The organism is Arthrobacter sp. SX1312 (assembly GCF_002929295.1).
Lineage (GTDB): Bacteria > Actinomycetota > Actinomycetes > Actinomycetales > Micrococcaceae > Arthrobacter_D.
In genome coordinates, this window is the sequence record NZ_PJIM01000004.1 from 70978 (window position 1) to 94488 (window position 23511).

Genomic DNA, 23511 nt, shown 5'->3' on the forward strand with positions numbered 1-23511 from the left:
TGCACCATGATCCTCATCAGCAGGTCACCAGCCAAGGCTCTGCTCGATGGGTGAACGCGGGTGATTGTGTCAAGCCGTCTTGGCCCCGGCCGGACGGCTTGGAGTGGCCCCGGCTGATGACCATCGAACGTAGCCAAGCCGTCGATGCCTTACGGTTATGACCCAGGTTCAGGATCTTCGAGCAAGTCATTCGGAGGCAGTTGTCTGATTCTCCTGGTGGAGCGTGTCTATGTGGCATCGGTCTGCGAAGCTGTCGCCACGACCATCGATATGAGAGCCATGCTCGGACGCGTCATCCCGGAAGTCTTCGATGAGCATCTTGTGACGGCCGATGCGAACACCGATCACAAAATCTGGCCCTATGGTTCACTCGTCGAAAGCCGCATGAGCGAGGGGCGCTCAGTCATCATCGGAGCTGACGGCGGTCCATTCATGATCGCTTACGTTCCGGAGCTGAGCGTGCAGACCATGGTCTTCGATGAAGAGGACGATGAGGAGGACGCCGAAGTGTACCGGGAGGAAGCATTGCGAAAGCTCTGTCTTGTAATGCTGGTATACCTCGAGGGAGGAGGCCGAATCAGTGAGCGGCGCAGCCCGTTGGGCCGCGGCATCGTCCGCAAATTGATCATCGAGTCAGACGGCTTCGACTGGCGCTTAGCTCGAAACTTCTCGAGCGGCCCGAAGCCGCTCTGACCCGCCAAGAGATCCCGTGCAGTCCACTGCAGTTGCGGTGCCAGCAGCTAGAAAGCTTCCCCTGCGGTCCCAGACGTGCGAAGGAGACAAATGAAGGTACTGGTCTCGGCATGAATAAGTTCGGTCTGTGCCCTGACGCGAGCGGTGGTTTTGACTTTCTCGTGGATGGTCAGTTCCTTCGGGAGCTGGTGTTCGAGACGAATGACCTGGAGCAGTACGACATCACTCTGTTGCGACGCCGCAAATTGCCCTTCGGCGCCGCCCAGGACCAGATTCGTCGACTGAAGGGCGAGCTCCCGGGGGAGTTCTTTCCGCACCGTGTCTGGCTCTATTTCTGTGGTGAATGCTTCGACGAGGGGTGCGGTGGGATCAGCGTAAGAGTCCAAGGTGAAACTGATCAGGTGGTCTGGAGCGATTTCTGTCATGACGGTCCGCCCAGTACTGAGAACGAGCCGGATGAGTTTCAGGAGGAAGACAGGATCACTCATGTTGGGCCGCTCGTCTTCGATCGCGGTGAGTATGAGGCAGCCCTCAACGATGTTGCTGACCAACTGGGACGAAGCTACCTGCGGCACCGACTCAGCACGGCGCCTTTGACCTGCACTCCAACCTGATCTATCCGTCCCGAATATAGATCGGCTTTCGAACATTCAGGGACGTTAGGCCGAGTCGTTGATCGAGTTGAGGTTGACGCAGAAGCGACCAGCCTTCGCAGCACCGATAACTTCGCTTAGAGGTTCCTGAAACCACTCCTGCCAAATCACGTCCACCTGACTCCTACTGACTGACCCGCTCTTAAACAGCAAGCTAGCTATGGGGTGCGCTTCGTTCTCGTACTCGTCGTGCGGCGCACCGGCTGGCGTGCCAGGTTCGAGGTTGTACGGATCCAGATCATTAAGTAGCGCCAGGACCGCCTCGGCCGTACTTTTCCACTTGCGACTGCTTGGATGCATATCAACAGAATGCACTAGAGATATTCCCCTGAGGGGATCCCCTAGCGGGATGCCGCGCACTACGGCACTCGTTTGCCGTCAAAGCCATGTATTAAGCCGAGACGAGCGAGCGAGACATAGGGCGGGTACCAGTTGATGGACTGCTCTGATAGCCACTCTTTCAGTTCTTCGAGAGTGGCGAACCAGGGGTCCGGGTCGTCGTCTCCGGGGCCGGCCAACGCTCTGTCGGTGATGAAGTAGTCGGCGGCGAAGTCGAAGTCCTTCGGTTCATAGGATCGGTTCGAATCAGCCTCGCCGTACACGTGAATGAGAAGGTCGTGGCCGATATACGGGCCGCTGATCACTCTGCCGGCGAACTCACGCCTTCCAGCAACGATTCCCTCCCAGGACGGCCCATAACCGTAGTCAGGCTCCGGTAGGGCTTCCAACTCCAGCAAGCGAGCTTTCCGTGCGCGCCACTCGCGACTGAGCTTCAGCCTAAGAATCTCCCATATCCACATCGCTCAATTATCGGGCATCTATCATCCATGATGAGCAAGGGGCAGGCTTACCTCGAGTGCAGGCAAGCCTGCCCCTCATCTGCACGTTCGTCCCACCCCGCGCACGCAGGACCACCGCCTTCCGGGGCGGGAAGGGTTACAACTGAAGGATGCGATGGATAGACAGATGGATGGACGAAACGGATTGGCCCCAGGATCCACAACTGAACATCTTTCGAGCAGGAGTCTGGGAGCTCTCGCTGAATGGTGAGGTCAAGGGGTGGCTGACCACCTCGATCAGCCCCATGCGTGTTCTGCCGGCCTTCTGGTTGAAGGCGGAGCGCATGTAGACGCAAGTGCATTGGGTTGATGGGGAACACGAGTATGCAGAAAAGGACTACGGCCCCGGGTGGTACTCCGCGGAGGAATTGCAGAGCGGGTCCTTTGTTACTGCTCATCCTCAGACTGGTCTCGACATGCGTTTGGATGCAGTCGCAGTTACTGGATCCGACCGTGACCGTCTTTGGGTGGAGCTAGATCACGGCGTGGAACCACGGGATCGCCAAGGTTAGCTGCCTCTGATCTGCCCGGAAGAGAATCCCTTGCAGGACAGCCGTCGGTAGTGCCCCGCCTGAGGTGGGGCGCTCGTAGTTGATGGTGATAAACCAGCGGGTCAGCTCGCGCTTTGCTGGTTTCGGGTGTGGGCGAAGCGGTAGGAGTCGGAGCCGGTTTCGATGATGTTCCCGCCGAAGGTGAGGCGGTCAACGATCGCTGCGCAGAGGCGTGGGTCGGTGAAGGTTTTCGTCCAGCCGGAGAAGGATTCGTTGGACGCGATGGCGACGGAGTTCTTTTCCTCGCGTTCGGTGAGGACCTGGAAGAGCAATTCAGCGCCGCGGCGGTCGAGTTCCATATAGCCGAGTTCATCGATGCAGAGCAGGTCGACCCGTCCGTAGCGGGCGATGGTGCGGGCCAGAATCTTCTCGTCGGCGGCTTCGACGAGTTCGTTCACGAGCCTGGTGGCGAGGGTGTATTTGACCCGGTAGCCCTTCTCGGCGGCTGCGGTACCCAATCCGATGAGCAGATGGGATTTGCCGGTCCCTGAATCTCCGATCAGGCATAGGGGCTGACTTTTGCGAATCCAATCCCCGGTGGCCAGGGAATTGATCGTGGCCGGGTTGATGTTCGGGTTCGCTTCGTAGTCGAAGTCACCCAACCATTTGTCCCGCGGCCCGAGGCGGAGAGGTGATTGCCTACGGCCACAACGAGCGTGTTCAGCATGGTGACCCAATCGCCCACGGCGAGAGGTCAGCCCTACGGGCTGCCGGACGTCAGAAAAGTTACAGGGACACGACCCTTCACACCACCCTGGCTCCCTGTCCGATTTGTACCGGGACCATCATCCAGTTCAAGATCCCGCGCGTGGTGGTGGGCGAGGCCGAGACGTTCTCCGGCGAATTCGATCTTCTTCGCTCACGTGGCGTCGAAGTAGTGGTGTTGAATGAGGCCCGATGCATCGAGATGATGCGCAGCTTTCAGAACGAACACCCTGAACTGTGGGCCGAGGACATCGCCGAGTAAACGAACGGCACGAAGGAGCACTGGCCCACGGGTCGAAGACACCCACCGGCTCTGTGCGGAAATGCATTAGAGGAGACAGCCCGGCGGCCGTCCCGACCCCTTCCAGCCTTCACTTTGATTCGCCGATAACTTAGATTATGTCAAGTACTCGCTTGTGGAGGGCTCTGGATGTTCCTATCCCGCCCCGAAAATCTCATCCGATCGATGTTGCTATGCATTCGTTGACAATCAGCAGCATTCACCTCGCTGCGACGGCGCGCCTCTGGCAGCACTAGTTCGGGCTCACCTGCTAGCCCTACACGGCTGAGCTCCTAACTAGCAGATTTCAGTACTCCCGTTGTTGCTCGTACTCTTCCTCGAACTGACGAATTTCATCAGCGTCCACCGAGAATACGACTGGAGTCTTCGGTGAGTCGCTTCGCTGAACAGCTTTGCGAATGACAGATTGTTGGAAACCAAGCAGCGTCACGTCGGTGGTAACCATGAGCCGGACGCCGTCATAACCCAGAAGGTATCGACCGTCGAATTCGATGACTTTCATAGCGTTCCCTGCAGCTGCCATCACGTCATTAGTAGGTCGGTTAACGACCGAAGGCTGGCGTGACTCGGGTTCAACTCCTACTACAGCATGAATGCCACGGACAAGAGCCAGCACCTCGTCTATCACCTCTCGTTCAGGGCGCCGAGACGCCCTTGGCTGAGAGAGTTCTCGATCGATATCGGCGAGTTGCGCCTCGAGCTGAGGCCATAATGCCTGAAACGACCTGCCGAGAATGTCCTCGCGAACGCCATGCGGCAACAACTCTGAGTTGAGGTCCTGCACAAGGCGTCTAATACCCTCCTCGTTAGCGAGTCTGGCATGAAATTTTGTCAACGGACCGGTGAGGTCAGTAGGCGAATCGAAGTCAATGAGAAGAGGTGCCACTCGCGTGTCGACGGCACCGACCTGTCGTGAAAGCGCGCCAGCTTCGTAGTTGAGCCACGGCCGATCATGATTCTCTGGGGTGATGCAGATGATGCCAAAGCGGGTATCTGCGAGCTCTCCGGTAATTCTCTGATTCCAGTCCTGCCCCGATTCGATATCCAAATCACTCATCCAGGGGTCCACGTTATTCAGGATTCCGGGAAGCCATTCGTGGAGAGCGGCGGCAACTGCTTTGCTCTTGTCGCCGGACCAACTGATGAAAACCTTCATGCTGACACCCTACCGTCCAAAGCAACACCTAGTGCCCCGTTCGCAGCCATAGAATCATGGCATCGAACGGACCGAAGAGCGGCGTCACCCGCCGCGTTAACTAGCTCACCTTCGGGAGGATCAGCGCTAGGCACGCACTGTTACGTGCCCCGCGAACGCCCGAATGAATGGGCGGATACCGCCACCGGTCACACGGATCGCATCGTCGTCGTGCGCTGAGAGCTGAGTCTTGCGGGGAGTCCCTGCGGCCGGATTCCGTCCGCGTCGCCAATACTCGACGTTATGTGAACAATAGTTGACGCAGCCCAGTTGGCACCCAACTGCTATCACTCCGCCACCGGTCTTTTGCCGGCCTGATTGTCACGAATGCTGCAGTGAGCCAGTGGGCCCAACCTTCTCGGCAGACGCAGCGTGTGGCGATCACTGATCGCCACACGTAATTGTGCAGACAGTGTCTGCACAATTGAGTTCTTCAGTCGTCGAGCTCGAGTGCAGTAACGATGGCTTCGGGTGACGGCAATGCTTCCTGTTCAGCTTCGGGAAGAGCCTCGTAGGTATAAGAGGTGACAGCAAGTGGTTGGGCTGCTCCATCCAAGGCGTATCGGACGGTATGCTCATTTTTCGCGCCGCAGACGAGGATCCCGACGGATGGTCGCTGTCGAGGGAGCCGGATTTTGTCGTTAACCACTGAGACGTAGAAGTTTAGCTGCCCGAGGTGCTCGGGCTTGAACTTTCCGGCCTTGAGCTCCACGACTACGTAGCGCTCTGTGGGGATGTGATAGAGCAGAAGGTCGATGTAGAAGTCGTCACCCCCGACCTCGAGGTGAATTTGCCGGCCAACGAATGCGAAGCCGGCGCCGAACTCTATGAGCGTCTGTGTCATGCGTGAGGACATGGCATCCTCGATCGCGGCCTCATCCGCCTCGGGCCCGAGACCGAGGAAGTCTAGGACGAGAGGGTCTTTGGCTACCTCGCGGGCAAGCCCAGTCCCCTCCTCCGGCAATCGCGCTTCGAGGTTGTTCGGAGCTGCCCCTTCCCGCTCGTGAAGCCTGGACGCAATCTGGTGTTCGAGCACGGCCAGCGACCACCCGTGGCGGACACTGCGCGCCGCGTACCACTCGCGCAGGCTCTGCTCCTGGAGCTGCTCGAGCAGGACGACGTTGTGGCTCCAGCTGATTCGTGCAGACAGTGTCTGCACGAATGTTTCACTTCCCTGCCATGCGTCGGCCAAAGCTCGCATGTAGTAGAGGTTCCTGCGCGAGAACCCTTTCATGTGCGGGAACTGATCACGGAGATCCTCCGCCAAACGACCGAGCACCTTACTCCCCCACGGCTCAGCCTGTTGCTGCTGCAGGATGGTTCGGCCGATATTCCAGTACAGCTCCATCATGGAAGCGTTCACCACACGCTGAGCTCTCGCCTGTGCGGCTCGCACGGAGCTGGCCAGCTCCGTCAGCGTCTCTGCGTAGCTCAGCGGAAGATCAGATTCAAGGATAGTCACGTCTCACACCTTAATAGAGCCTCGCCTTAAACGATGAGCGCTGTGATGATGACTACGGGGCAGACGCCACGTCAGCAATTATGGATACGACTGGAACAGCCCAGTACTGCTGTATCAGACGGCAGCAGTGCACCAATCCCACTGATGCAGCGCAAATGTTCAACAGCTTGTTGAACAGTTGCTCCCCTCTGCGGCGGCACTGCCAGGGTCACCGCAGGACCCTAAGTTCGGGAGTGACGTACTTACAAATTTTCGGACGTTCTTTAAGCGCCCCCGTGACTAAGCGCTCCTCCAGCTGTGACTTACCCACGGCTTCTTGTTACGAATCAAGAAGGTGCCGGATAGTCCCCCTTGTCGACCCATGGTGGCAAGGATCCGCGCCGTGCCACTCACCCGACTAGCGCAGCGCCTTCCAGTTGACGCTATAGCCTGCATCTTCGACTTCCCGCGCGAGTACTGTCTTCCAGGCTCCTGAGACGTCCAGCGGGGTGTATACCAGACCCTGTACGTCCCCCGGAGCTTCTACACCGTCCTCGAGCAGAACCGCGACGTTTGATCTGCCCAGCGCGCCCATAAAGAATCCCATCTCGAACACGACGTTCTGACGCCCTCGGGGTTTTTCCTCTATGTCATTCTTTGCACGGCCAAGGTCATCCGCCGTTAGAAGGATCACAGCAAACCCCGTTCCCGCGGCACTATTTTCGAGTTTCTCGATAAGAACCGCGCCCTTGTTCGATTGCTCGTGCAGTATTACTGGGTCTTGTCCAACTAGTTTTTGTAGGAAACGAGCAAGCTCGTGCTTCTTTGCGTCATCGTGGCCGTGGACTACGAAAACGCGCCCGTTAGGGTCGACGGATCCCTTGTCTTCAACTTCAACGATATCCTCGACGACTTGAGCGAGAGCACTTTTGCTCTCTTCGATCAACTCTAATTCGCGCTTGGCCGCTTTGAGGATCTTGACAGCATTTTGAACTCCACTCCTTCGATAGGGAGCGAAGTCTGTCCCCGGACCAATTACCATTGGGCTATAGCTAACAGAATTAAACCGCTTGTAAAGCGGACTTTCTGCACCCATCACAGTGCGAATGACTACTTCCGCTTGGCCCTTCCAATCCTGCAGATCGGACGGCATGCCATCATTGGCAGCAAGTATTTGCTCCTCTAACAATTCGAGCTTTCGAGCGAGATCCATGCGAGAAGCATACCGTTGAGACTCCGTGAGTCTTCTCACACGCCACGCAGGCACGCGCATTGGGATTGCACGCCTCCTGAGGAGGCTCAGTGCGGCCGTGCTCGTGCACACGTCGCTGGAGCCCACATCGCCGATCGTTGCCAAACACACGATGGCAGGACTCCCTCATCCGCGGCCCTCCACCGATACGCTGCACTGCGGTTGCGTAAACTTCCTCAGGTGCACGGTAGCTCCTCTCATTAGCTCTTGCGTTCTATCAGTGTTCTCAAGATTTCTGCTAGCGAACTATTTCTACGCACCTGCGCGATCACCATCGATATATAATCTTCGTTTGAAATGCAATGTAGTGCCTTATGAACTACGTTTCGGAACCCCGATTCGCGGATAGGGAAGGATAACATGAACTCACTTAAGTCCTTACGCGCTAGGAGCACGTCGTACTCGGCGTCGAACTGCGCGCCCTTCACCTGGTATTCAATAGTGACAGAGGCTTCCACAATCTTGGCTGCATTGATAGCTTCCGCCTGCCCTATCAGTGATGCTCTCGCATCAGCCAACACGGCCTGGGAGACAATGTGCTGCTTTACTCCGGCACGCTGAAGTTCCTTGACCGAGTCCTCCTGCGCTTTTGCTAGTAACTCGCGAGCGTCAATTTCTCGCATACTAGCATGAACCTCTGCTATCACTTCTTGGCACGGTGGTAGGAATAGCAAATTTTCAACTTCGTGGGCTGCACTTACCCATATATTACTGAGACCGAAATTTGCTATTTCTTCTTCGGTTCGACGATCCGAATCGATAATACCTCGACATTCAACCCATGCGAATTCCGAGAGGTTGCTTAAACTTTTTGTTGCGCGAATCACCTCGCCGCATGAACCGACCGGCACAACATCCCACTCAGGGTAAAGAATGGTGTAAAGCTGATCGTCGAGTCCTCCACGTATTCCTTCACAAAAAAGAATACGGCGTCGAGCGCCAAGTAACGCTTGCACAACTCCATCGGGAATGTTGTCGTCGACTGGCACTTCTTGGACGTCCCAATGAGCAATTTGATCATTCGACCAAGTACAGCTCTTCAGAACCAACGTTCTAGATCCTCCCATTCGTAGATCTCTCGCCAGCTCTAAATCGTGGGTGAACACGACAAATGAGCAGTCAGGACGCTCTTCGATCGCGGCAATGACGAGTGGGGCGCTGACCGATCGATGTAGATGACGTTCAGGTTCATCGAGTAGAACAACAGCGTTCTTCGGTGCTGTCAAAATCTCGCCTGCAATAATCAATCCACTTTTCTCACCGTCCGACATTCTTGCAATTTCATACTCACTACCCGCACTAGTTCGCGTGGAAAGCTCGGCAGACGAATTTACCTTCACCGAAACATCAAGACCACTCTGCCCCAAGACTCTATTCAACTTTATGAAGGGGCGTTCGCCGACTGCCTTCCAATCCCCTCCTTGCTCTAGGGTGCTTGTTACCTGAGCGTTGTAATGGTGCTCTGAGGATGTGAGACGAAACAAAAGGAGATTGTTCCTATTTTCGCCTAAAGCATCTTTGAAGCGTGATTGCTCCGTAGAATCTTGAGATTTCCAAACAACTTCGTTTTGCACGCGCCTACTGGGCGTTAGATTAGATGCCGATGACGCCATCCAAACTTGGCGGTGAGCCACAACTCTCTCGATAGGCTGTGTAGAAGGGAAGTTCGCCGCCATCCATTGAGCTAACCCCGATTTGCCAGCACCGTTTGCACCAAGTACGACAACAGCTTGCCCTGTATCAACTGATAGGTCGAACTGCCCTGACGAAGTTGGGACGGCCCAAACATGCATGGGCTGCATCTCCGCTTGAGTAGTCATTGAAGCCTTCCGAAAGTGCGGCGAGGTGCGGATTAATAGAATCCTGGAACAAAAATATCATCAATCATCCTCTACTAGAGGAGTCCGCTAAGCGAACCACGGTGCCGTTCACAAAGACTAACGCTCGCGTCCTTGGTTTCGGGAGCTGGCTTCATCCGCCCGCTTTTTTGCTGCCGCGGTCGCTTTACCCGCTGCCGCCTGTCGAGCCTGACGGTCAGTGGCAGTCACCTTTCGGCGCTCGATCAGGTCAGCCTGCCGTTGACTGAATGCCGCAGCAGCACTGGTGCGGCGTGTAGTAGTGCTGTTGTTCTCACTCCCAATCGCCTCCTTCTGCCTCTGGTCGTTTGCATCCGTCGGCGGTTTGCTTGGAGCGGCTACGGCTGCGGCTGCGGCCCGTGCGCGGTGCCTGGCGAGCACGCTGGCGACGGCGGTGGACAAATCGTCGCCCTGCTGCGGTACTGGTTCTGCTTGTACGGCGTCCACGATCCGTGCTTCGCGCTGCTGCGGAGCCGGCAGGGAATCGCTGGCGGCGGCGCGTTCCGCGCGCAGCCGGTCGACGACGCGCCGGGCTGCTGCCTGCTCGGTCATCATGCGGTCGACGATCGCTGCCTCATCCGTCCCCTGCTGGATCTGCGTGGCCGTCCTGGGTGCGACGGTGGTGAGTTCGCTGTGCTTGTGCAGGGCGGTGGCGCGTCCGATGAGGCGCTGCGCGGTTGGGTCGTCCCGGTGCTGCTTGGGGATCAACGCGGTCTCGTGGGTGCCGATATTGTACCGGTTCCGGTATGCCTCGGTCTCGGCCGCGATGCGATGCCACTCGGCGGCTTTTGCGTCCTTCCCGGGCACGGGGCCGAGCGCGTTCGTCCACGCTGGTTTCTCTTCCGCGAGCTGCGCGCCCCGGACCATGACCCTCTGCCCGAGATGCGCCCGCAGCCGGTCAAGCTCGATCCGGTAGGACGCGGGCACCAGCTCGTCACGCAGGAGCACGGACGGCGCGAGGTCTTCGCTGACCGTCGCGGCTGCCGCTGGCCCCGTGTTCGTGTTGCTGGCCGTGCTGGCTTGTGGCAGTGCGACGGAGCGGAGTTGCTGCTCGTTCCTGATGGCGTCGCCGATGGTGACCTGGTGTGCAGTACGGGGATCCTCGCCGCGTGCGGTGCCCTCGATCGCGGCCTGCGTCGGGGAGAGATCCTGGCGGCGTTCCAGTTCGACGGTGATCGCCTGCACCGTCCACTGTGCCTTCCTCTGTTCATGCCGGCCTGAGGTGTCGACGGGCTGGGTCGGGTCGATGGCTTGCACTCGCTGCAGGGCATCGGTGCGAGCATCTGCGAGCTTGTCGGTCCGCATGAGTGCGAACGGACGTGCCGCCCATTGCGTGTCCATCGGCACCTCACCGTGCGAGCGGCGCGGCAGCTCGGTTCCTGCTGCGTGCTTCGTGGCCTGGTCTACGAGGCGGGCCAGGTGCTCATCGGACACTGCGCCGAGGGGACGCTGGTCGGCGTTGGAGAGGAGGCTGTAGGCGGCGTCGATGCGCTGCTCGAGCCGGTAGGCGAGGACGGCTGCCGGGTCCTGGGCTCCGTCGAATCCGCGCAGGTGGCCGGTGTCGGTGTGCTGTCCGCGCCCGGTGCTGTCGCGGGTGACGCCGGCGGCCTGGGCGAGGAGTGCGGCGGGGTCGAGTCCCTGGGCTTCTCCTGCACGTAGGTGGGTTGCGACTGCTTCCCATGCTTCGTGCGAGGTGAACTGTTCAGCGGTCCGCGGCCCAATCACTTCGGCTGCGATGGTTCGGGTCTTGGCTTCCCATGCGGCGTTCTCGACCTCGTTGTAGACGCCGGCGAGGGTGGCGACGTCGCCAGTACGGACGGCCTCTAGCCGTACTGCTTCGTGCGCGGACAGGGCGCGGTCGTAGTTCGCGGTGATCGTGGACAGGACGCTGTCGCGGGTCACGGCCTGGTCGTTGTCGTCGCCGAGGGCGACGTAGAGCAGGTTCGTCTCGCGTCCTCGGGTGGCAGCGACGTAGGCGCCGGCGCGGTCGGTTCGATCGTCGAGGATGGCGTGCGCAGTGTCCACGGTCGCGCCTTGGGCGCGGTGCACGGTCGCGGCGTAGCCGAGCTGTCCGTGCTCGTGGAGGTAGCCGGCGTCGACGGTGATCCGGCCACGGTGGCCTGCGTGCCGGAGGGTGATGCGCTGCCTCTCCTCACCTGCAGCTGCGTCAGCAGCAGGGTTGGCAGTGGGGTCTGCAGTGACTTTTTCGACGGTCCAGACGTCGTTGTTCTTCACGAAGTCCTTGCCCTGGTTGACCTGCAGGGTGCGGTCGTTCTTGCGGGTGACGACGGTGTCGCCGGTGTAGGCGCGGAGTCCGTCGCGCAGGACGACGGACGGTATTGCCTCGGTGATCGGGCCGGTGCCGTCTACCGTGTGTGCAACGAGGTCGCCGGTGGCGATGCGGGCGGCCTGGGCGCGGGCGTTGAGGTCGGTGACGGTGGCGTTGTCGGTGGCGATCAGCAGCGAGGTCTTGCCCGCCTGGGTGTCGGCCATCCATGCGGCGAGGGCGTCCTGCGTCATGGCCTCAAGGGTGCCTGCGGTGACGCGCTTGTTCTCGAGGTACCAGTGGAACGGGGTGTCCGCGCCGGCGGCGGGCGGCTCCCGAAGTGCCAGGGATGCCTCTGACTCGCCTTCCGTGCGGAAGCGGTGGACTTCCTCGAGGCGGACCGCTCCGACCTCGTTGTTGAGCAGGCGTAGCGCGCCGCCGGAGCCGATGGCGCCGAGCTGGCGGTCATCTCCGATGGCCCTGACGACGGCACCGTTGCGGGCGGCGACGGCGACAACGTGGGCGAGCTTCGGGGTGGTGACCATGCCGGCTTCGTCGACAATGATCACATCCCCTGCTCGCAGGTTCGATACAGGCATGAAGGCCGGGTTGGTGAAGCTCGAACGTACGCCCGCGCCGTTGTCCTGTTGGTTTTGCTGCTTGTTGTGGTGGGTGGCCAGGAACGCGTCGATGGTGGTTGCTTCGGCTCCGAGGTCTCCGCTCATGACGGCGGCCGCGGCGGCGGTGGGGGCGAGTCCGATGACCCGTCCGCCGGTGTCGCGGATGGCGTCGGCGGCAAGGGAAAGGCTGGTGGTTTTACCTGTTCCTGCCGGTCCGATGCCGAGGGTCAGTAGCTTCTCGTCGGTGGCGAACGCGCGCGCTAGGTCGATCTGTCCTTGGGATAGGGATGGCTTGCCGGCCATAGCAGCGGCGTCTGTGTGCTTCGCCAGGACTGCGTCGAAGCGTTCCATGGACACGGCGGGGATGACGGTCTTTTGTCCGGCGGCGAGGATCCTGTGCTCGGCGTTCAGCACCTCATGGGAGGTGAACAGGGCGCTGTCGGCCTGCTGGAACTGGCTCGATCCGTCGGACCGTTGGAACTCGTGCAGGCTTGGGGTGATGGCTTCCGGTGTGACCTGGAGACTGCAGGTGCCGGTCACGGAGCGGGTGACCTTCTCCACGGTTTCGTCGGTGATGGTCTGTCCGGGGAAGGCTTCTTTGAGGTGGCGGCGGGTTTGGGCGATGGCGTGGTTCCGGCCCCATGAGGCGCGCTTGGCTGACAGTTCGTGGACGATCTGACGGGCGTGCTCGTGCACGTTGAGGTCGGCGATACTGGGGCCGGCGGGCGCGCCGGAGCCGGTGCTACGGACGTGCTCGAGGAGGGCCGGTCCGACCGGCATCCCCATTTCGGAGCTGTAGTCCTTCTGCCATTCGTCGACCAGCTCGGAGAGGCGGCGGGCGCTCTTTTTCTCCGGTCGGGTCTCCAGTGTGGCTTGCTGTGCCAGGGCGATCTTCTGCTTATCGCTGGGCGCGTACCCGTGCTTGTCGGTGAACTCGCCTTCGAGCCGGTTGATCGCTCCGGCGATGTTGGTGCGCCGCGAGGAGGCGCGGTGGATGCTGTCGAGGTCGATGCCGGCGACTTCGTAGACGGGCTCTCCGCCACCGGTCGACCGGGCGACGGTGCTGACGCCGAGGGATGCGCAGACCTTCTCGATGACTTTCGCGTTGTACGTCTCGGATGCGGCGACGCCCATCTTGTAGAGGGTGCGCCCGTCGACGGACGACCATTTCCCGTCGCTGCCCATGACCTTGTTCGCGATGACGACGTGGTCGTGCAGCTGGGGGTCTCCGGCGCGGGAGTCGTAGTGCCGGAACTGGGTAGCCACCACGCCACCGTCGACGTCGATCTGGCGGACACCGTTCTTCCCGCGGCGGGTGTAGAGGGCGTTCTTCTCGAGGAAGGTGATCGACTCGGCGATGGCTTCGTTGTGCGCGGCCTCGACCGCTGTGCGTGCTTCGTCTCCGCCCAGCACCCACAGGAGGGATACCGATTTGGCGGGCGAGAACACCAGGTCATACCCGGCGACGGTCTGCTTCGACGGAGTGGTCTGCGCGATCACGTACCGGGCCAGTTCCTCATTGCTGCGGGCGTTGCGGCCGTGGGACTCACGGAACAGCTCTCCGCCGACTCGGGACCGGATCTCCTGCATGACCTCTGTCGGCAGTGCCTTGTCCGCGTTCTCCGGGCCGCTCCACGCGGGTCCGCTGGTGCGCCGGAACCGGGCCACTTCCTCAGCGATCCGGCGCGTCATTGTCGTGTCTGCCGCATCGTACTGGTGGTACTTCCGCCCCAGCTTGATCTGCTCAGTCGTACCGCCAGCGGCAAGGATAGTCGCGGCCTCGGGGTGCAGGCCCTCACCGAACAGGGCTTTCATCTGCGCTTCGGTGACCTCGCCGGAGACACCCAGTAGCTGCTCGGAATGTCCGACCCACTGGCCCGGAGGCATGCCCTCGACGGTGTAGTAGTCCCCCAGCTCACGGCCCCTTGCGCGCAGTTCATCGGCGCTGGCGACCTCGGAGGTGTAGTAGGCGTAGCCATCCCCAGCACTGAGCTTATGGACGGTCATCACCTACTCATCCTCACCCACTCCCCCGTGTCGCTCGCGGCGGCACGCCGCGGCGGATGGACCTCTCTCATCAAGATGCAAGAGGTGTGACAGATTGTTCTGGTTGGAGGGGTGCGAAATTGCTTGGTGACGACGGAGGAGGATACCGAAGATGAAGCGCGGTGGAAACCAGGACGATTGGTCCATCGATTCTCGATGCGGTTGTGCACATGAGAATGGGCGGTGGGTAACACGGTTTTCGTTATCCACCGTGCGTTCGATTGTGTGGAACCGCAAACGGACGTTATCCACCAGGTGGGCAGCATAGAGACGTTGGGTTATCTCGGAGCTGTCCACGTGTGGTCAACGTCCGTTAGATCCAGTCCGAGCGCCAGCGAGGTCCGCATCTGCTTTCCGCAGTCGGCTCGTGGGTGCCAGCGGTGACGTCGGACAAGGTCGGTGATCGGTTGGGGTCTACCTGTGGTGACCGGCCGCTAACCGTTAGGTTTGGCAGGGAAAGTGCGTCGGATCGCAAGTCGTGGCCGACGCAGTATCAGGTACAGGTTTGGACCGCAGGATGAGTGAAGGGGACGAGTCATCATGGCAGCACCGAGGAAGTCAGCGCAGCAGGTAGCGGCACGGGAAAAGGCGAGGGCGAAAGCTCAGGAGCTCACCACACGGCACGAGCGGTTGATTGACCTGGCGGCGGAGTTCTTCGAGCAGGAGCAGCAGGCCGAGCAGATCCGCGCCGAGGCGCGGGAGCGGGCCGATACGATTTTGGCGAAGGCTGAGCAGGACGCGGAAGCGGCCGCGAAGGAGGCTGGGGCGAAGGTGCAGCAGATGCTCGATACCGGAGAGAGTCGCGCGGCGGTCGCCGCCCGACTCGGGCTCAGCCCCGCTGAGATGAAGCGGGCCCTGGAAGGGGCTGGCACCAGCTCGTCGTCCGAAGAAGCGCGGACCGAGCCGACTCTGGCGGCAACAGCAGACGCTGTCGCGGAGCAGGTCGCCGCCGAGACGAAGGCCGCCTAGCGGGTAACGCTCTAGCGGGCAGCACGAAGTGAGGGGACCGAACTGTGTCGGTCCCCTCTTCTGTGGGTAACGCATCTGGGTAGTCCTTTCTCCTGGTCGTGTCCGCGTGCAGCGCGGCCGGTGCGTGCGTACCTGGTGCGCGGCACCGGAGCCTCAGTGAGCTTGAGTGCGAGGACGGCGGGTCGTCGCCGGCGACCACAGCTCGAGGTTCCCGTAGCGGCGGCGAACCGTCCCGCCCACCAGTGGCGAGCTGACCACCTTCCCCTCTCCGGGCCGGGGCTGGTGGTGCAGGGCTGTTGCTCCCTGCACCACCGGTGCCCGGTGCTACTCGGCCGCGTACTCTTCGGCGATCATCTCCTCCTCGTCCGCGTGGACTTCCTCGAACGTCTCTGTGTCCTCGTCGGGTTCGGTGGTCTTATTCGCGCTGTCGAGGATGATCTGCTCGACCTCGCTCGGCGTGTACCCCCAAGTGACCAACTGCGTGAGGTAGGTTAGGTGGCTTGCGCTCGGTGAGCGCCACGAGTCTTTGGCGATGGTCTTCTCGAACCCTGCGCAGACCAGCGCGATCATGGGCACTTCGGGGCGGGTGGTGGTCTTCGCGACGTGGTCGCGGAGTGGGTTCCATCCCCACGATTCCTTGCCCTCGATTTTCGCTCCGGCCATCTCAGCGGCCACGGCTCCCTCGTAGCCGCTGGCGACCTGAGTGTGGTGGGTCAGGGCGTGGACGGTGAAGTACTGCCAGCCCTTCGGTGCCTGCTTCTTCGCCAGCAGGGACCGGACGAAATCGCGTCGGACGACTGTCGCCGATTCCATGGCCTTGTTGTTGGCGATGAGGGTCTTCCGTGCGGCCTTCTGCTCGTCGCTCAGGGGTCCGCTGGGTGCGGCTGAACCGGAGTTATAGCGGAGCTTGAAGCCCACGTCCCCGCTTCGGTTATCGACCGGCAGAGCAGGCACCGACACAGTCTCGGCCGTGTCCTTGGTCGTTTTGTTCTCGTTCACGGTGTTGCTCCTTGGTTGCAGTGGTGAGGTCGGGAGGCTTTGGTGACCAGCAGTGGCCTCTCCCCCGACGCTTCTATGTCTGTCAAGCGGCTGGAAATGGGTGCTGGCGGACCAAGTTGTTATGCCGGTGCGGGGGGCGGCTTAGGTGACCGGCACGTCTCCTCTCCCCCCGTTGTCTTGGCTGCTGGCGAAGCTTGCGGAGCTGTGGCCGACGGAGGCCTGTCTACCCGTGAGGGCAAGGGGCGGGAAATTCTCGGAGGAAATCAGCGACAAAGGAGCGCCGGAGGGAAATTCGTGCGCCGCAGGCCCCGACGAAGGAGGGGCTAGACCGGCCGGAGCGGACACGTACAATCCGACAGGACAGCAGCCAAAGCGTCGTAGACAGAACAGGGCCAGGGGCGGCGGAGCCCTGCGGAGACGGCACTGGACCCACAGCCGGCCGCGCCAGCGGACGCCCTTTTCCTGGTCGGCCATGCCCCTGATCCACACGGCTTCTCAAGAACGAAGGCTTTCAAGGACCAATTGAGTCGAGAACCATGGCTCTCCCTCCAGCCGCCCGAGTTCCCCTATTTCCCGAGTGTGACTGGACGCGTCGAGCCATTGCTGTCAGCCCCTCTCAGTAGTGTTGAAGGATCAATCTTCAGTCAAGGAGGAACACATGACGGTCCTGTCGGACAAGATCACGGCCACGTCCGCAGAACTTCTCTCCACTCCGTGGGCCACACGGGACGGCCAAGTCGTCCCCAGCACGGATAGCGTTGCTTTCAAGAATGGCGCCGTCAAGATCGAAGCCACGTACCTCTACGCAGATTTAGCAGATTCAACTAAGCTTCAAAAGCTCCACACGCCGGAATTCGCGGCAAGGGTCATGCGAATGTATTTGTCCGGTGCTTGCGAGATCATCCGCAATGCAGGGGGAAGTATCAAGAGCTTCGACGGGGACCGGGTGATGGGCATCTTCGTTGGAAACCAGATGAGGAATACTGCCGCCAGAGTAGGTCTGCGAATCAACTGGCTTGTGGACACAGTTATTAATCCTCAGATTAAGGAAGTCTTTGAACGCCACAAGCAGACCCCTTGGGTGGTAACTCATGGAGTGGGGATCGACTGCGGAGAGGCCTTCATCACCCGAGCCGGAGTGCGGAACAAGGAAGGAACCACCAACCACAACGATCTGATTTCCATCGGCGCAGCGCCGAATATCGCTGCGAAGCTCAGCGCACGGAGAGGTACCGATTATGGGCCCGTATGGATCACGAACCGCGTCTACGACTTCCTGGACGAGGGCAGCAAACTTGGCGGAGCGGCCAAGACCAACATGTGGACCGGTCCCGCCGAAGCCGAGGCTGGCCCTCACGCGGTGTACATCTATAAGAGCGGCTGGCGCTGGACACCTTAATGATTCGCATTGCGGTACTTTAGGTGCCCCCCAACTGACACCCACTGATTTCTAGGAGAAGCATGTCTGTCCTGTCCGACAAGATATCCGCAAACGCGAAGACACTCTTTGGCGTTGCTTGGAATGAGCGCAAGGGTCAAGTGGTGCCAAGCACCGAAGACGTCGCCCATTCCAACGGAGCCGTCAAAGTACAAGCAACCTACTTATATGCGGATCTCGCTGACTCGACGGAGATGCAAAAGCTATACGGTTCAGACTTCGCCGCGAGGGTGCATCGCATGTATCTAGGGGGCGCTAGCGAGATCATCCGTGCCAATGGCGGCACCATCAAGAGCTTCGATGGAGATCGGGTCATGGGCATCTTTATGGGCGACAGTATGCGAAACCAGGCGACCAACACAGCCCTCAAGATCAACTGGGTCGTCAGCGAAGTAATCAACAAGCTCACTATTAACAGAAAACGGGCGAACGGTAACTGGTGGCGCGTTCAACACGGGGTCGGAATTGACTGTGGCGATGCCCTTATCGTCCGTGCTGGCGTTCGGAACAAACCCGGTGGCGCAAACCATAACGACCTGATTTCCATTGGCGCGGCCCCAGCCATCGCGGCAAAGCTCAGCGGCCTTAGAAAAGCAGGGGGCCCGACGATCGTCACCGATGAGGTGTACAGGTATCTGAATGACGCCACGAAATTGAGCGTCGACAAGAAGCTGATGTTTACCGGACCCCTGGAGCGCGACATTGCACCATATACGGTCAGGACCTATGCGAGCACGTGGTGGCGTAAACCTTGAAATGGGTCAGAGAGAAGTCGGAAGAGACCGCGAAAGACAGCTCGTCTTTGGATACAGCCTGGAGAATTCACGGGGCGCTCGTTGACTGGACGGGCAAGGTTGATGCCAAGGCCTCATTTGCGTTCACGATTGAATCGGCCGGCGTGGCAACGACCGTGGCGCTCTCAGGGGACAAGCGCATGTTCAGCGCTCTCGAAGGGCCCTGGCAAAACGTCCTCTACTACGGCGGCATCGTGGCGCTACTTATCGCAGCTGCCTTCTCCGTATGGGTCGTCATCCCGCGGCTTCGCATGCGTCACGTCAAAAACGAATACCCGAACAACTTCATCTACTTCGGGCACTTGCAATATTGGAAGCCTGAGGACTTGCCTGGCGCCATAGCAAAGAAAGACCTCCTGCCTGTGCTCACACACCAGATGGTCAAGATGAGCGAGATTGCTTGGCGCAAACACGTTGCCGTGAAAGTCTCGATGTGGCTCGCCATATCTGGTGGGGTGGTCCTTGTAACGTGTGGCGCCATGATCCGGTTCGGCCTGACGCCCTAGGGGATTTGAGCCTGTACAGCTGCAGACTGATACAACCTGCCCCTACCGGACGCACCAGCCCACGCCGACTCCGGGGATAAGTAACGAAGGCATTCTCGAATACGAAGGATTCCAAGAACGCCTAGAATCGAGAACCCCGAGGCGACCGCTCATCGAAGTGGCGTGACGTCCTGCGGCGGAAAATGGCTCTAAAAACAGAAGGAGCAGCCCGGCGCCCTGGTTCTCACAAACAGTTCTCGAATCAGTACAGTCAAACTAGGAGCCTGAACCGAGTTTCGAGAAGGGAACACCCCGTGGTCACGCATCGCATCGGCTACGCCCGGGTTTCCACCCGGGACCAGAACCTGGACCTGCAGCGCGACGCCCTGCAGAGGGCTGGATGCGACAAGATCTACTACGACACGATCAGCGGCACCAAGGCCCAACGTCCCGGCCTCGACCAGGCGCTGGACAACCTGCGCGAAGGTGACACGTTGGTGGTGTGGAAGCTGGACCGCCTGGGCCGGAGCGTGAAAGACCTCCTGGATTTCGCCGGCGGGCTGAGCGACCGCGGCGTGGGGTTCGTCAGCCTCACCGATGCGATCGACACCACGACGGTCTCCGGACGCTTCTTCTTCAACGTCATGGCTTCCTTGGCCCAAATGGAACGCGAACTCATGGTCGAACGTACGCAGGCCGGACTGCACGCCGCACGCGAACAAGGACGTGTCGGCGGCCGCAAACGCATCATGACGGACGCCAAGATCCGCTCAGCCCGAAAGCTCCTCAACCAGGGAACACCACCCCGGGAGGTCGCCGACACCCTAGGAGTCTCCGTGCCCACCCTCTACCGATGGGTCCCGGCAGCAGCCGCAACCCAGGCACCAAAGAAGTAGACCCTGCTCCTATCCGGGGTAAGGGTCTGCCACGGCCACGTGGGATCGGGCCGGTTCCGCGGTGGCGTAAAGGGCGTTGAGCTGGCGGTAGAGAATTCGGGCGATGTAGCGCTTGAGGGATCTGCGGATTTCGCGGCAGCTGCGGCCTTCCTGGGTACGTCTGGCGACGTAGTCCCGGGTGCCGGGGTCGTGGACCATCCGGGTCATAGTGATGGTGTGCAAGGCTCGGTTCAGGCGCCTATCACCGCCCCGGTTGAGCCGGTGCCGGAACGTGTTACCGCTTGAGGCTGGCAAAGGGTTCACCCCTGCCAGTGAGGCGAACGCGGCCTCGCTGCGAACCCTTCCTGGATGCGACCACGCTGTCAGGACGGTGGCGACCGTGACAGCCCCGGCGCCCACCATCTCCAACAGCGGCGCCGCGGGGCTCTGCTGGATCAGCTCTGTCATGCGCTTCTGATTCGCCGTCAGCTGCGTGGTCACCTCCTGAACGCGGCGCGCCAACCGGACTGCTTCCTCGCGCGCGATCGATAGTTCAATCTGCTCCTGTCGTTCCCGCCATCTGGTGATCGTGGCGATCTGGGCGGGAACCAGAGGTTTACGAGCATCGATTCCCAGATCATGTGCCCGGGGTAAGGCGATGAGTGCATTGACATTCACCGTTCGGTCCCGGGTCAACTGATCCCTCGCTGCGCTCAGAATCCTGAGCCCGGCACGGGTTCCTTCATCCCGGCGCGGGATTCGAAGCTGAGACTCCTCCAAGGCCAGGACCGCGGTTCCGATAGCTGCGGCGTCCAGCGGATCGGACTTGCCGATCCCCCGGCGCCCTCGGGCGTTCATTCGTGGAGCCTCGGCGACGTCATAGCCGGCGTCGGCTACGGCCCTTGCCAGACGTGCCCCGTAAGAGCCGCTACCCTCGACGGCCCATAGACAGGCCGTATCGCCGTCTGTCCGTCGGCCTACCCAGGCAAGTGCGCGGGAAATCCCTGCCGAGGTGGTCGGGAACTGCTCGCACGCGACCGGTCGCTTGGTACTGGCCTCGAGGATGGCGTACGTGTGTGTGCGGGCGTGACAGTCCACGCCGATGACGAATGGGCGGGTCTGCGCAACGATAGTCAATGCGGCCACCCTCCTTCCTATCGAACGGGCAAGACCGGTCGCATGGCGACCGGCACTGACCTGGGAGGAGTCACGTCGAGGCAATACTGTGATGAGCCACAACCGCAGGGGGTGGGCAAGCTTCTAATCAAGCCACCGTCGTGGGACAGGTCAACGCCGGCCACTCCACCCAGCGCGGACAAGTCGGGGGAAATGCACCCTCAATGGGGCCAGTTGTTTTTCGAGTCACGCGCCCGGCAGAACGACCGGCATCAACACTGCCAGCTAGTCCCAGACCAGCCACCGTAAGACTCACAGTTGTTTTTGCCTGCTGGCGAGCTCGCTCGCTCGTCCCCGACGGAGCAGTGCTCAACGCCGTAGGTGCGAGGGTGCGGCAATCCTGGGAGGAAATAAGCGACGCAGGAGCGCCGGACAGAATTGGTGTGCCCGACGCCGGCGGAGCCGGTTGACGCTGTGGAGCGGGGGCATAATCCGAAGGACAGCAGCAAAAACGTCAGGATCGGGCGCGACGAAGGAGCGCCCGGGCCTCATCAGGCCGGAGCGAAGCGCAGGACCGCTTGAAGAGCGTGAAGGTGGCTAGTGCTTGGCGGCGACGGACGTGGCGGTTGGCTCCTGTGGCTTCCAGACGGGAAGTGCGGCGTCAAGACGCTGCCGGCGATCGGACCTGAGACGGCCTTTTCGTTCCCAGGTTCGCTGCCGTACAAGCCAAACCGCGAGCCGTTTCTCAGTCGGTCGGCGTATCGGGTCGTACATGGGCAGGCGCCCGTTGGCTTCATAAAACTGACACAGCTCCGTGAGCCGTCGGCTCCAGTGCTCATCCGGTCGGCCGCGCCGCCGGCCCTTCCACGCGCCGAGCTCGTCGAGGGCGTCGAGTTTGTCCTGAGTGAGGTTCCCAGCGTCATTCTGCCGGCGCTGGGCCTCGATCCACCGGTAAAGCACCCGGGCTTGGTTGCCGTGATTCTGCGAGGGCAGCATCCCGTGCTCTCTGACGAGCGCGGCCACGTCGCTGTAGTGCTTCCACCACAACCCTTCCCGGGTCGGCCGACTGAACCGGCCGCTGTGATCAGGTACGGGCTGGTCATGGATCAGTAGGCACCGGTCGAACCAGCTGGGGCTGTGCCGGATCTGTCCGGCGATCGCGCGACGCACTCGGGCCTCAGTGACTCTGCACCATGATGCGATGACTTCGGCTGGGACTCCGCGGGAGTACATGAGGAGCCATTCCCGCCTGCTCTCGCAGGGTCCCGGAGGGTATTCGTCCTCCTTCCGCAGCAGGTCATCGAACCTCATAGGGCCTACTCAACCACCGAGACTGCCCGTTTTCTGTACCTTTCGGGGACCTTTGTTCCCGCGCTCGAGCTAGCGGCATGGCGTAGTTGATGGGCTGGGCCGTCCCAGGCGGAGCGAGGGAATGGTGGTGTGGTGCTGCGGCTTGGCTAGTGCTGCATGATGCGGCGTGCCGGTGTGCGGCCGATGCCAGGCAGGAATCGGCCGACTTTCGCCGTGTAGGCGGCGTAGGCCTGCTGGTGGATGCGGTTCAAATAGGGCTCTTCGACAACTCTGACTTGGATCTGCACGGCGAGGAACAGGCAAGCCAGGGCGGACACACTGATCGGGGTGGGGGCCATAAGCGCGATCCCGGTCATGGCCCCAAGCATGGCGGTGAAGATGGGGTTGCGGACCACGGCAAACAGGCCGGTGGTGACAAGGTCCGTGCGTTCGGTGGCGTCGACGCCGATGCGCCAGGAAGCGCCCATCCCGCTTTGGGCCGCCAGCGTGCCAAGGAATCCGACGATAGCGACGACGAACCCGGCCCAGGCGAAACCGGGAAATCGGGGCGGGACGACGACGCCGGCGAGGGTCAAGGCTGGTCCGGCAGCACCGAGGACCATCGCCACGATGAATAAGATCCCACCCCACCATTTAATCGACCCGGGTGTTCCGCTGATGCCCTGGAAACCGGTGGTTCCGGTTTTGCGTCGGTGGATCCAGGACCGGACGCCGAAGGTGGTGATGACACCGACGGCGTAGAGGACCAGCGCGAGCAGCGATGCTGTGTGTACGGACACGATTGGCCTCAATTGCATCGACTGGAAGGGTTAGACGAGTTCTGCAGGATTGCCTGAGCCGTTGTCAGCGGCCTCAGGTGAAGACGTGGAGGAAGCGGAAGAACACGGACGCTGCGACGGCGATCCAGGTCAGGACGATGATCGGTCCGACCCATGCTGCGAGTCCGCGGGTGAGGGCGGCGGGTGCGGGGATGATGCCGTGGACCATGTTGCGGACGGAGGTGAGGATGAACAGGGGGATCATCGCCGCCCACACGACCATGCAGTAGAGGCAGAGGATGTAGATGTCGAACAGGGCCTGGCTCCACAGCCAGGCCGCGAACACCG

At 60.9% G+C, this 23511-nt stretch carries 17 protein-coding genes and 4 pseudogenes; 9 read left to right on the forward strand and 12 right to left on the reverse strand.

Translation table 11 applies throughout. The features are described 5' to 3' along the window. Positions 1-216 precede the first annotated feature (216 nt). Both CXQ92_RS16710 and CXQ92_RS17940 read left to right on the forward strand, forming a co-directional pair. Entirely contained in the window at positions 217-693 is a 477-nt protein-coding gene (locus CXQ92_RS16710) for a hypothetical protein (RefSeq protein ID WP_104168916.1), read from the forward strand. Between the two features lie 110 nt (positions 694-803). Continuing rightward, complete coding sequence (locus CXQ92_RS17940; protein WP_146067501.1) at positions 804-1307, forward strand: hypothetical protein; 504 nt, start codon at positions 804-806, stop codon at positions 1305-1307. A 398-nt stretch (positions 1308-1705) separates the two neighbouring features. Here CXQ92_RS17940 and CXQ92_RS16725 read toward each other — a convergent pair whose 3' ends face one another. Further along, on the reverse strand, positions 1706-2146 hold the full coding sequence (locus tag CXQ92_RS16725; protein WP_104168919.1) for a hypothetical protein: 441 nt from the start codon (positions 2144-2146) through the stop codon (positions 1706-1708). Between the two features lie 170 nt (positions 2147-2316). On the opposite strand from CXQ92_RS16725, the gene CXQ92_RS18290 reads away from it, so the two are divergent. Beyond that, on the forward strand, positions 2317-2475 hold the full coding sequence (locus CXQ92_RS18290) for a hypothetical protein (RefSeq protein WP_181033720.1): 159 nt from the start codon (positions 2317-2319) through the stop codon (positions 2473-2475). Between the two features lie 323 nt (positions 2476-2798). Here CXQ92_RS18290 and istB read toward each other — a convergent pair. Then, positions 2799-3353, reverse strand: a pseudogene (istB, locus tag CXQ92_RS16730) (IS21-like element helper ATPase IstB); the annotation flags it as partial. Here istB and CXQ92_RS16735 point away from each other — a divergent pair. Further along, positions 3353-3703 (forward strand): annotated as a pseudogene (locus CXQ92_RS16735) (nucleoside deaminase); the annotation flags it as partial. The pseudogenes istB and CXQ92_RS16735 sit on opposite strands and share 1 nt — an antisense overlap. A 325-nt stretch (positions 3704-4028) precedes the next feature. On the opposite strand, the gene CXQ92_RS16740 reads toward CXQ92_RS16735, so the two are convergent. The 5 genes from CXQ92_RS16740 to mobF form a co-directional block, all read right to left on the reverse strand. After that, positions 4029-4898 (reverse strand): toll/interleukin-1 receptor domain-containing protein, encoded by an 870-nt coding sequence (locus tag CXQ92_RS16740; protein ID WP_104168920.1) that lies wholly within the window; start codon positions 4896-4898, stop codon positions 4029-4031. Between the two features lie 472 nt (positions 4899-5370). Then, on the reverse strand, positions 5371-6399 hold the full coding sequence (locus tag CXQ92_RS16745; RefSeq protein WP_104168921.1) for a PDDEXK nuclease domain-containing protein: 1029 nt from the start codon (positions 6397-6399) through the stop codon (positions 5371-5373). A 397-nt stretch (positions 6400-6796) separates the two neighbouring features. Then, positions 6797-7591 carry a TIR domain-containing protein gene (locus tag CXQ92_RS16750; RefSeq protein WP_181033721.1) on the reverse strand — a complete coding sequence of 265 codons (795 nt, stop codon included), beginning with the start codon at positions 7589-7591 and terminating at the stop codon, positions 6797-6799. Between the two features lie 239 nt (positions 7592-7830). Continuing rightward, the gene (locus CXQ92_RS16755) at positions 7831-9450 is read right to left on the reverse strand and encodes an ATP-binding cassette domain-containing protein (protein WP_104168923.1); all 1620 of its coding nucleotides are present in this window, start codon (positions 9448-9450) and stop codon (positions 7831-7833) included. 117 nt (positions 9451-9567) lie between these two features. Continuing rightward, on the reverse strand, positions 9568-14379 hold the full coding sequence (mobF, locus tag CXQ92_RS16760; protein WP_104168924.1) for a MobF family relaxase: 4812 nt from the start codon (positions 14377-14379) through the stop codon (positions 9568-9570). Between the two features lie 579 nt (positions 14380-14958). Here mobF and CXQ92_RS16765 point away from each other — a divergent pair. Continuing rightward, positions 14959-15387, forward strand: a complete 429-nt coding sequence (locus CXQ92_RS16765; protein ID WP_104168925.1) for a hypothetical protein — start codon at positions 14959-14961, stop codon at positions 15385-15387. Between the two features lie 423 nt (positions 15388-15810). Here CXQ92_RS16765 and CXQ92_RS16770 read toward each other — a convergent pair. Further along, a pseudogene (locus tag CXQ92_RS16770) lies at positions 15811-16308 on the reverse strand (chromosome partitioning protein ParB); the annotation flags it as partial. Positions 16309-17044: 736 nt separating this feature from the next. On the opposite strand from CXQ92_RS16770, the gene CXQ92_RS16775 reads away from it, so the two are divergent. The 4 genes from CXQ92_RS16775 (at position 17045) to CXQ92_RS16790 (ending at position 19999) form a co-directional block, all read left to right on the forward strand. Then, entirely contained in the window at positions 17045-17785 is a 741-nt protein-coding gene (locus CXQ92_RS16775; RefSeq protein ID WP_104168926.1) for an adenylate/guanylate cyclase domain-containing protein, read from the forward strand. Positions 17786-17847: 62 nt separating this feature from the next. After that, complete coding sequence (locus CXQ92_RS16780) at positions 17848-18579, forward strand: adenylate/guanylate cyclase domain-containing protein (RefSeq protein ID WP_146067504.1); 732 nt, start codon at positions 17848-17850, stop codon at positions 18577-18579. A 47-nt stretch (positions 18580-18626) separates the two neighbouring features. Then, on the forward strand, positions 18627-19124 hold the full coding sequence (locus CXQ92_RS16785) for a Pycsar system effector family protein (RefSeq protein WP_181033722.1): 498 nt from the start codon (positions 18627-18629) through the stop codon (positions 19122-19124). Positions 19125-19417: 293 nt separating this feature from the next. Next, the gene (locus CXQ92_RS16790; protein ID WP_258070029.1) at positions 19418-19999 is read left to right on the forward strand and encodes a recombinase family protein; all 582 of its coding nucleotides are present in this window, start codon (positions 19418-19420) and stop codon (positions 19997-19999) included. A 9-nt stretch (positions 20000-20008) separates the two neighbouring features. Here CXQ92_RS16790 and CXQ92_RS16795 read toward each other — a convergent pair whose 3' ends face one another. The 4 genes and pseudogenes from CXQ92_RS16795 to CXQ92_RS16810 form a co-directional block, all read right to left on the reverse strand. Continuing rightward, the gene (locus CXQ92_RS16795; RefSeq protein WP_104168936.1) at positions 20009-21115 is read right to left on the reverse strand and encodes an IS110 family transposase; all 1107 of its coding nucleotides are present in this window, start codon (positions 21113-21115) and stop codon (positions 20009-20011) included. A 576-nt stretch (positions 21116-21691) separates the two neighbouring features. Next, positions 21692-22405 carry a helicase associated domain-containing protein gene (locus tag CXQ92_RS18910; protein WP_104168929.1) on the reverse strand — a complete coding sequence of 238 codons (714 nt, stop codon included), beginning with the start codon at positions 22403-22405 and terminating at the stop codon, positions 21692-21694. Positions 22406-22551: 146 nt separating this feature from the next. Then, positions 22552-23184, reverse strand: coding sequence for an isoprenylcysteine carboxylmethyltransferase family protein (locus CXQ92_RS16805; RefSeq protein WP_258070031.1), 633 nt, complete (start codon positions 23182-23184; stop codon positions 22552-22554). 73 nt (positions 23185-23257) lie between these two features. Next, positions 23258-23511, reverse strand: a pseudogene (locus tag CXQ92_RS16810) (hypothetical protein); the annotation flags it as partial.

What these genes read in the sequence shown, in the direction of transcription:
- CXQ92_RS17940 (WP_146067501.1), top strand. Translation starts at nt 804, where the DNA reads ATGAATAAGTTCGGTCTGTGCCCTGACGCGAGCGGTGGTTTTGACTTT.
- CXQ92_RS16725 (WP_104168919.1), bottom strand. Translation starts at nt 2,146, where the DNA reads ATGTGGATATGGGAGATTCTTAGGCTGAAGCTCAGTCGCGAGTGGCGC.
- CXQ92_RS18290 (WP_181033720.1), top strand. Translation starts at nt 2,317, where the DNA reads ATGGACGAAACGGATTGGCCCCAGGATCCACAACTGAACATCTTTCGA.
- CXQ92_RS16740 (WP_104168920.1), bottom strand. Translation starts at nt 4,898, where the DNA reads ATGAAGGTTTTCATCAGTTGGTCCGGCGACAAGAGCAAAGCAGTTGCC.
- CXQ92_RS16750 (WP_181033721.1), bottom strand. Translation starts at nt 7,591, where the DNA reads ATGGATCTCGCTCGAAAGCTCGAATTGTTAGAGGAGCAAATACTTGCT.
- CXQ92_RS16755 (WP_104168923.1), bottom strand. Translation starts at nt 9,450, where the DNA reads ATGACTACTCAAGCGGAGATGCAGCCCATGCATGTTTGGGCCGTCCCA.
- mobF (WP_104168924.1), bottom strand. Translation starts at nt 14,379, where the DNA reads ATGACCGTCCATAAGCTCAGTGCTGGGGATGGCTACGCCTACTACACC.
- CXQ92_RS16765 (WP_104168925.1), top strand. Translation starts at nt 14,959, where the DNA reads ATGGCAGCACCGAGGAAGTCAGCGCAGCAGGTAGCGGCACGGGAAAAG.
- CXQ92_RS16775 (WP_104168926.1), top strand. Translation starts at nt 17,045, where the DNA reads ATGACGGTCCTGTCGGACAAGATCACGGCCACGTCCGCAGAACTTCTC.
- CXQ92_RS16780 (WP_146067504.1), top strand. Translation starts at nt 17,848, where the DNA reads ATGTCTGTCCTGTCCGACAAGATATCCGCAAACGCGAAGACACTCTTT.
- CXQ92_RS18910 (WP_104168929.1), bottom strand. Translation starts at nt 22,405, where the DNA reads ATGAGGTTCGATGACCTGCTGCGGAAGGAGGACGAATACCCTCCGGGA.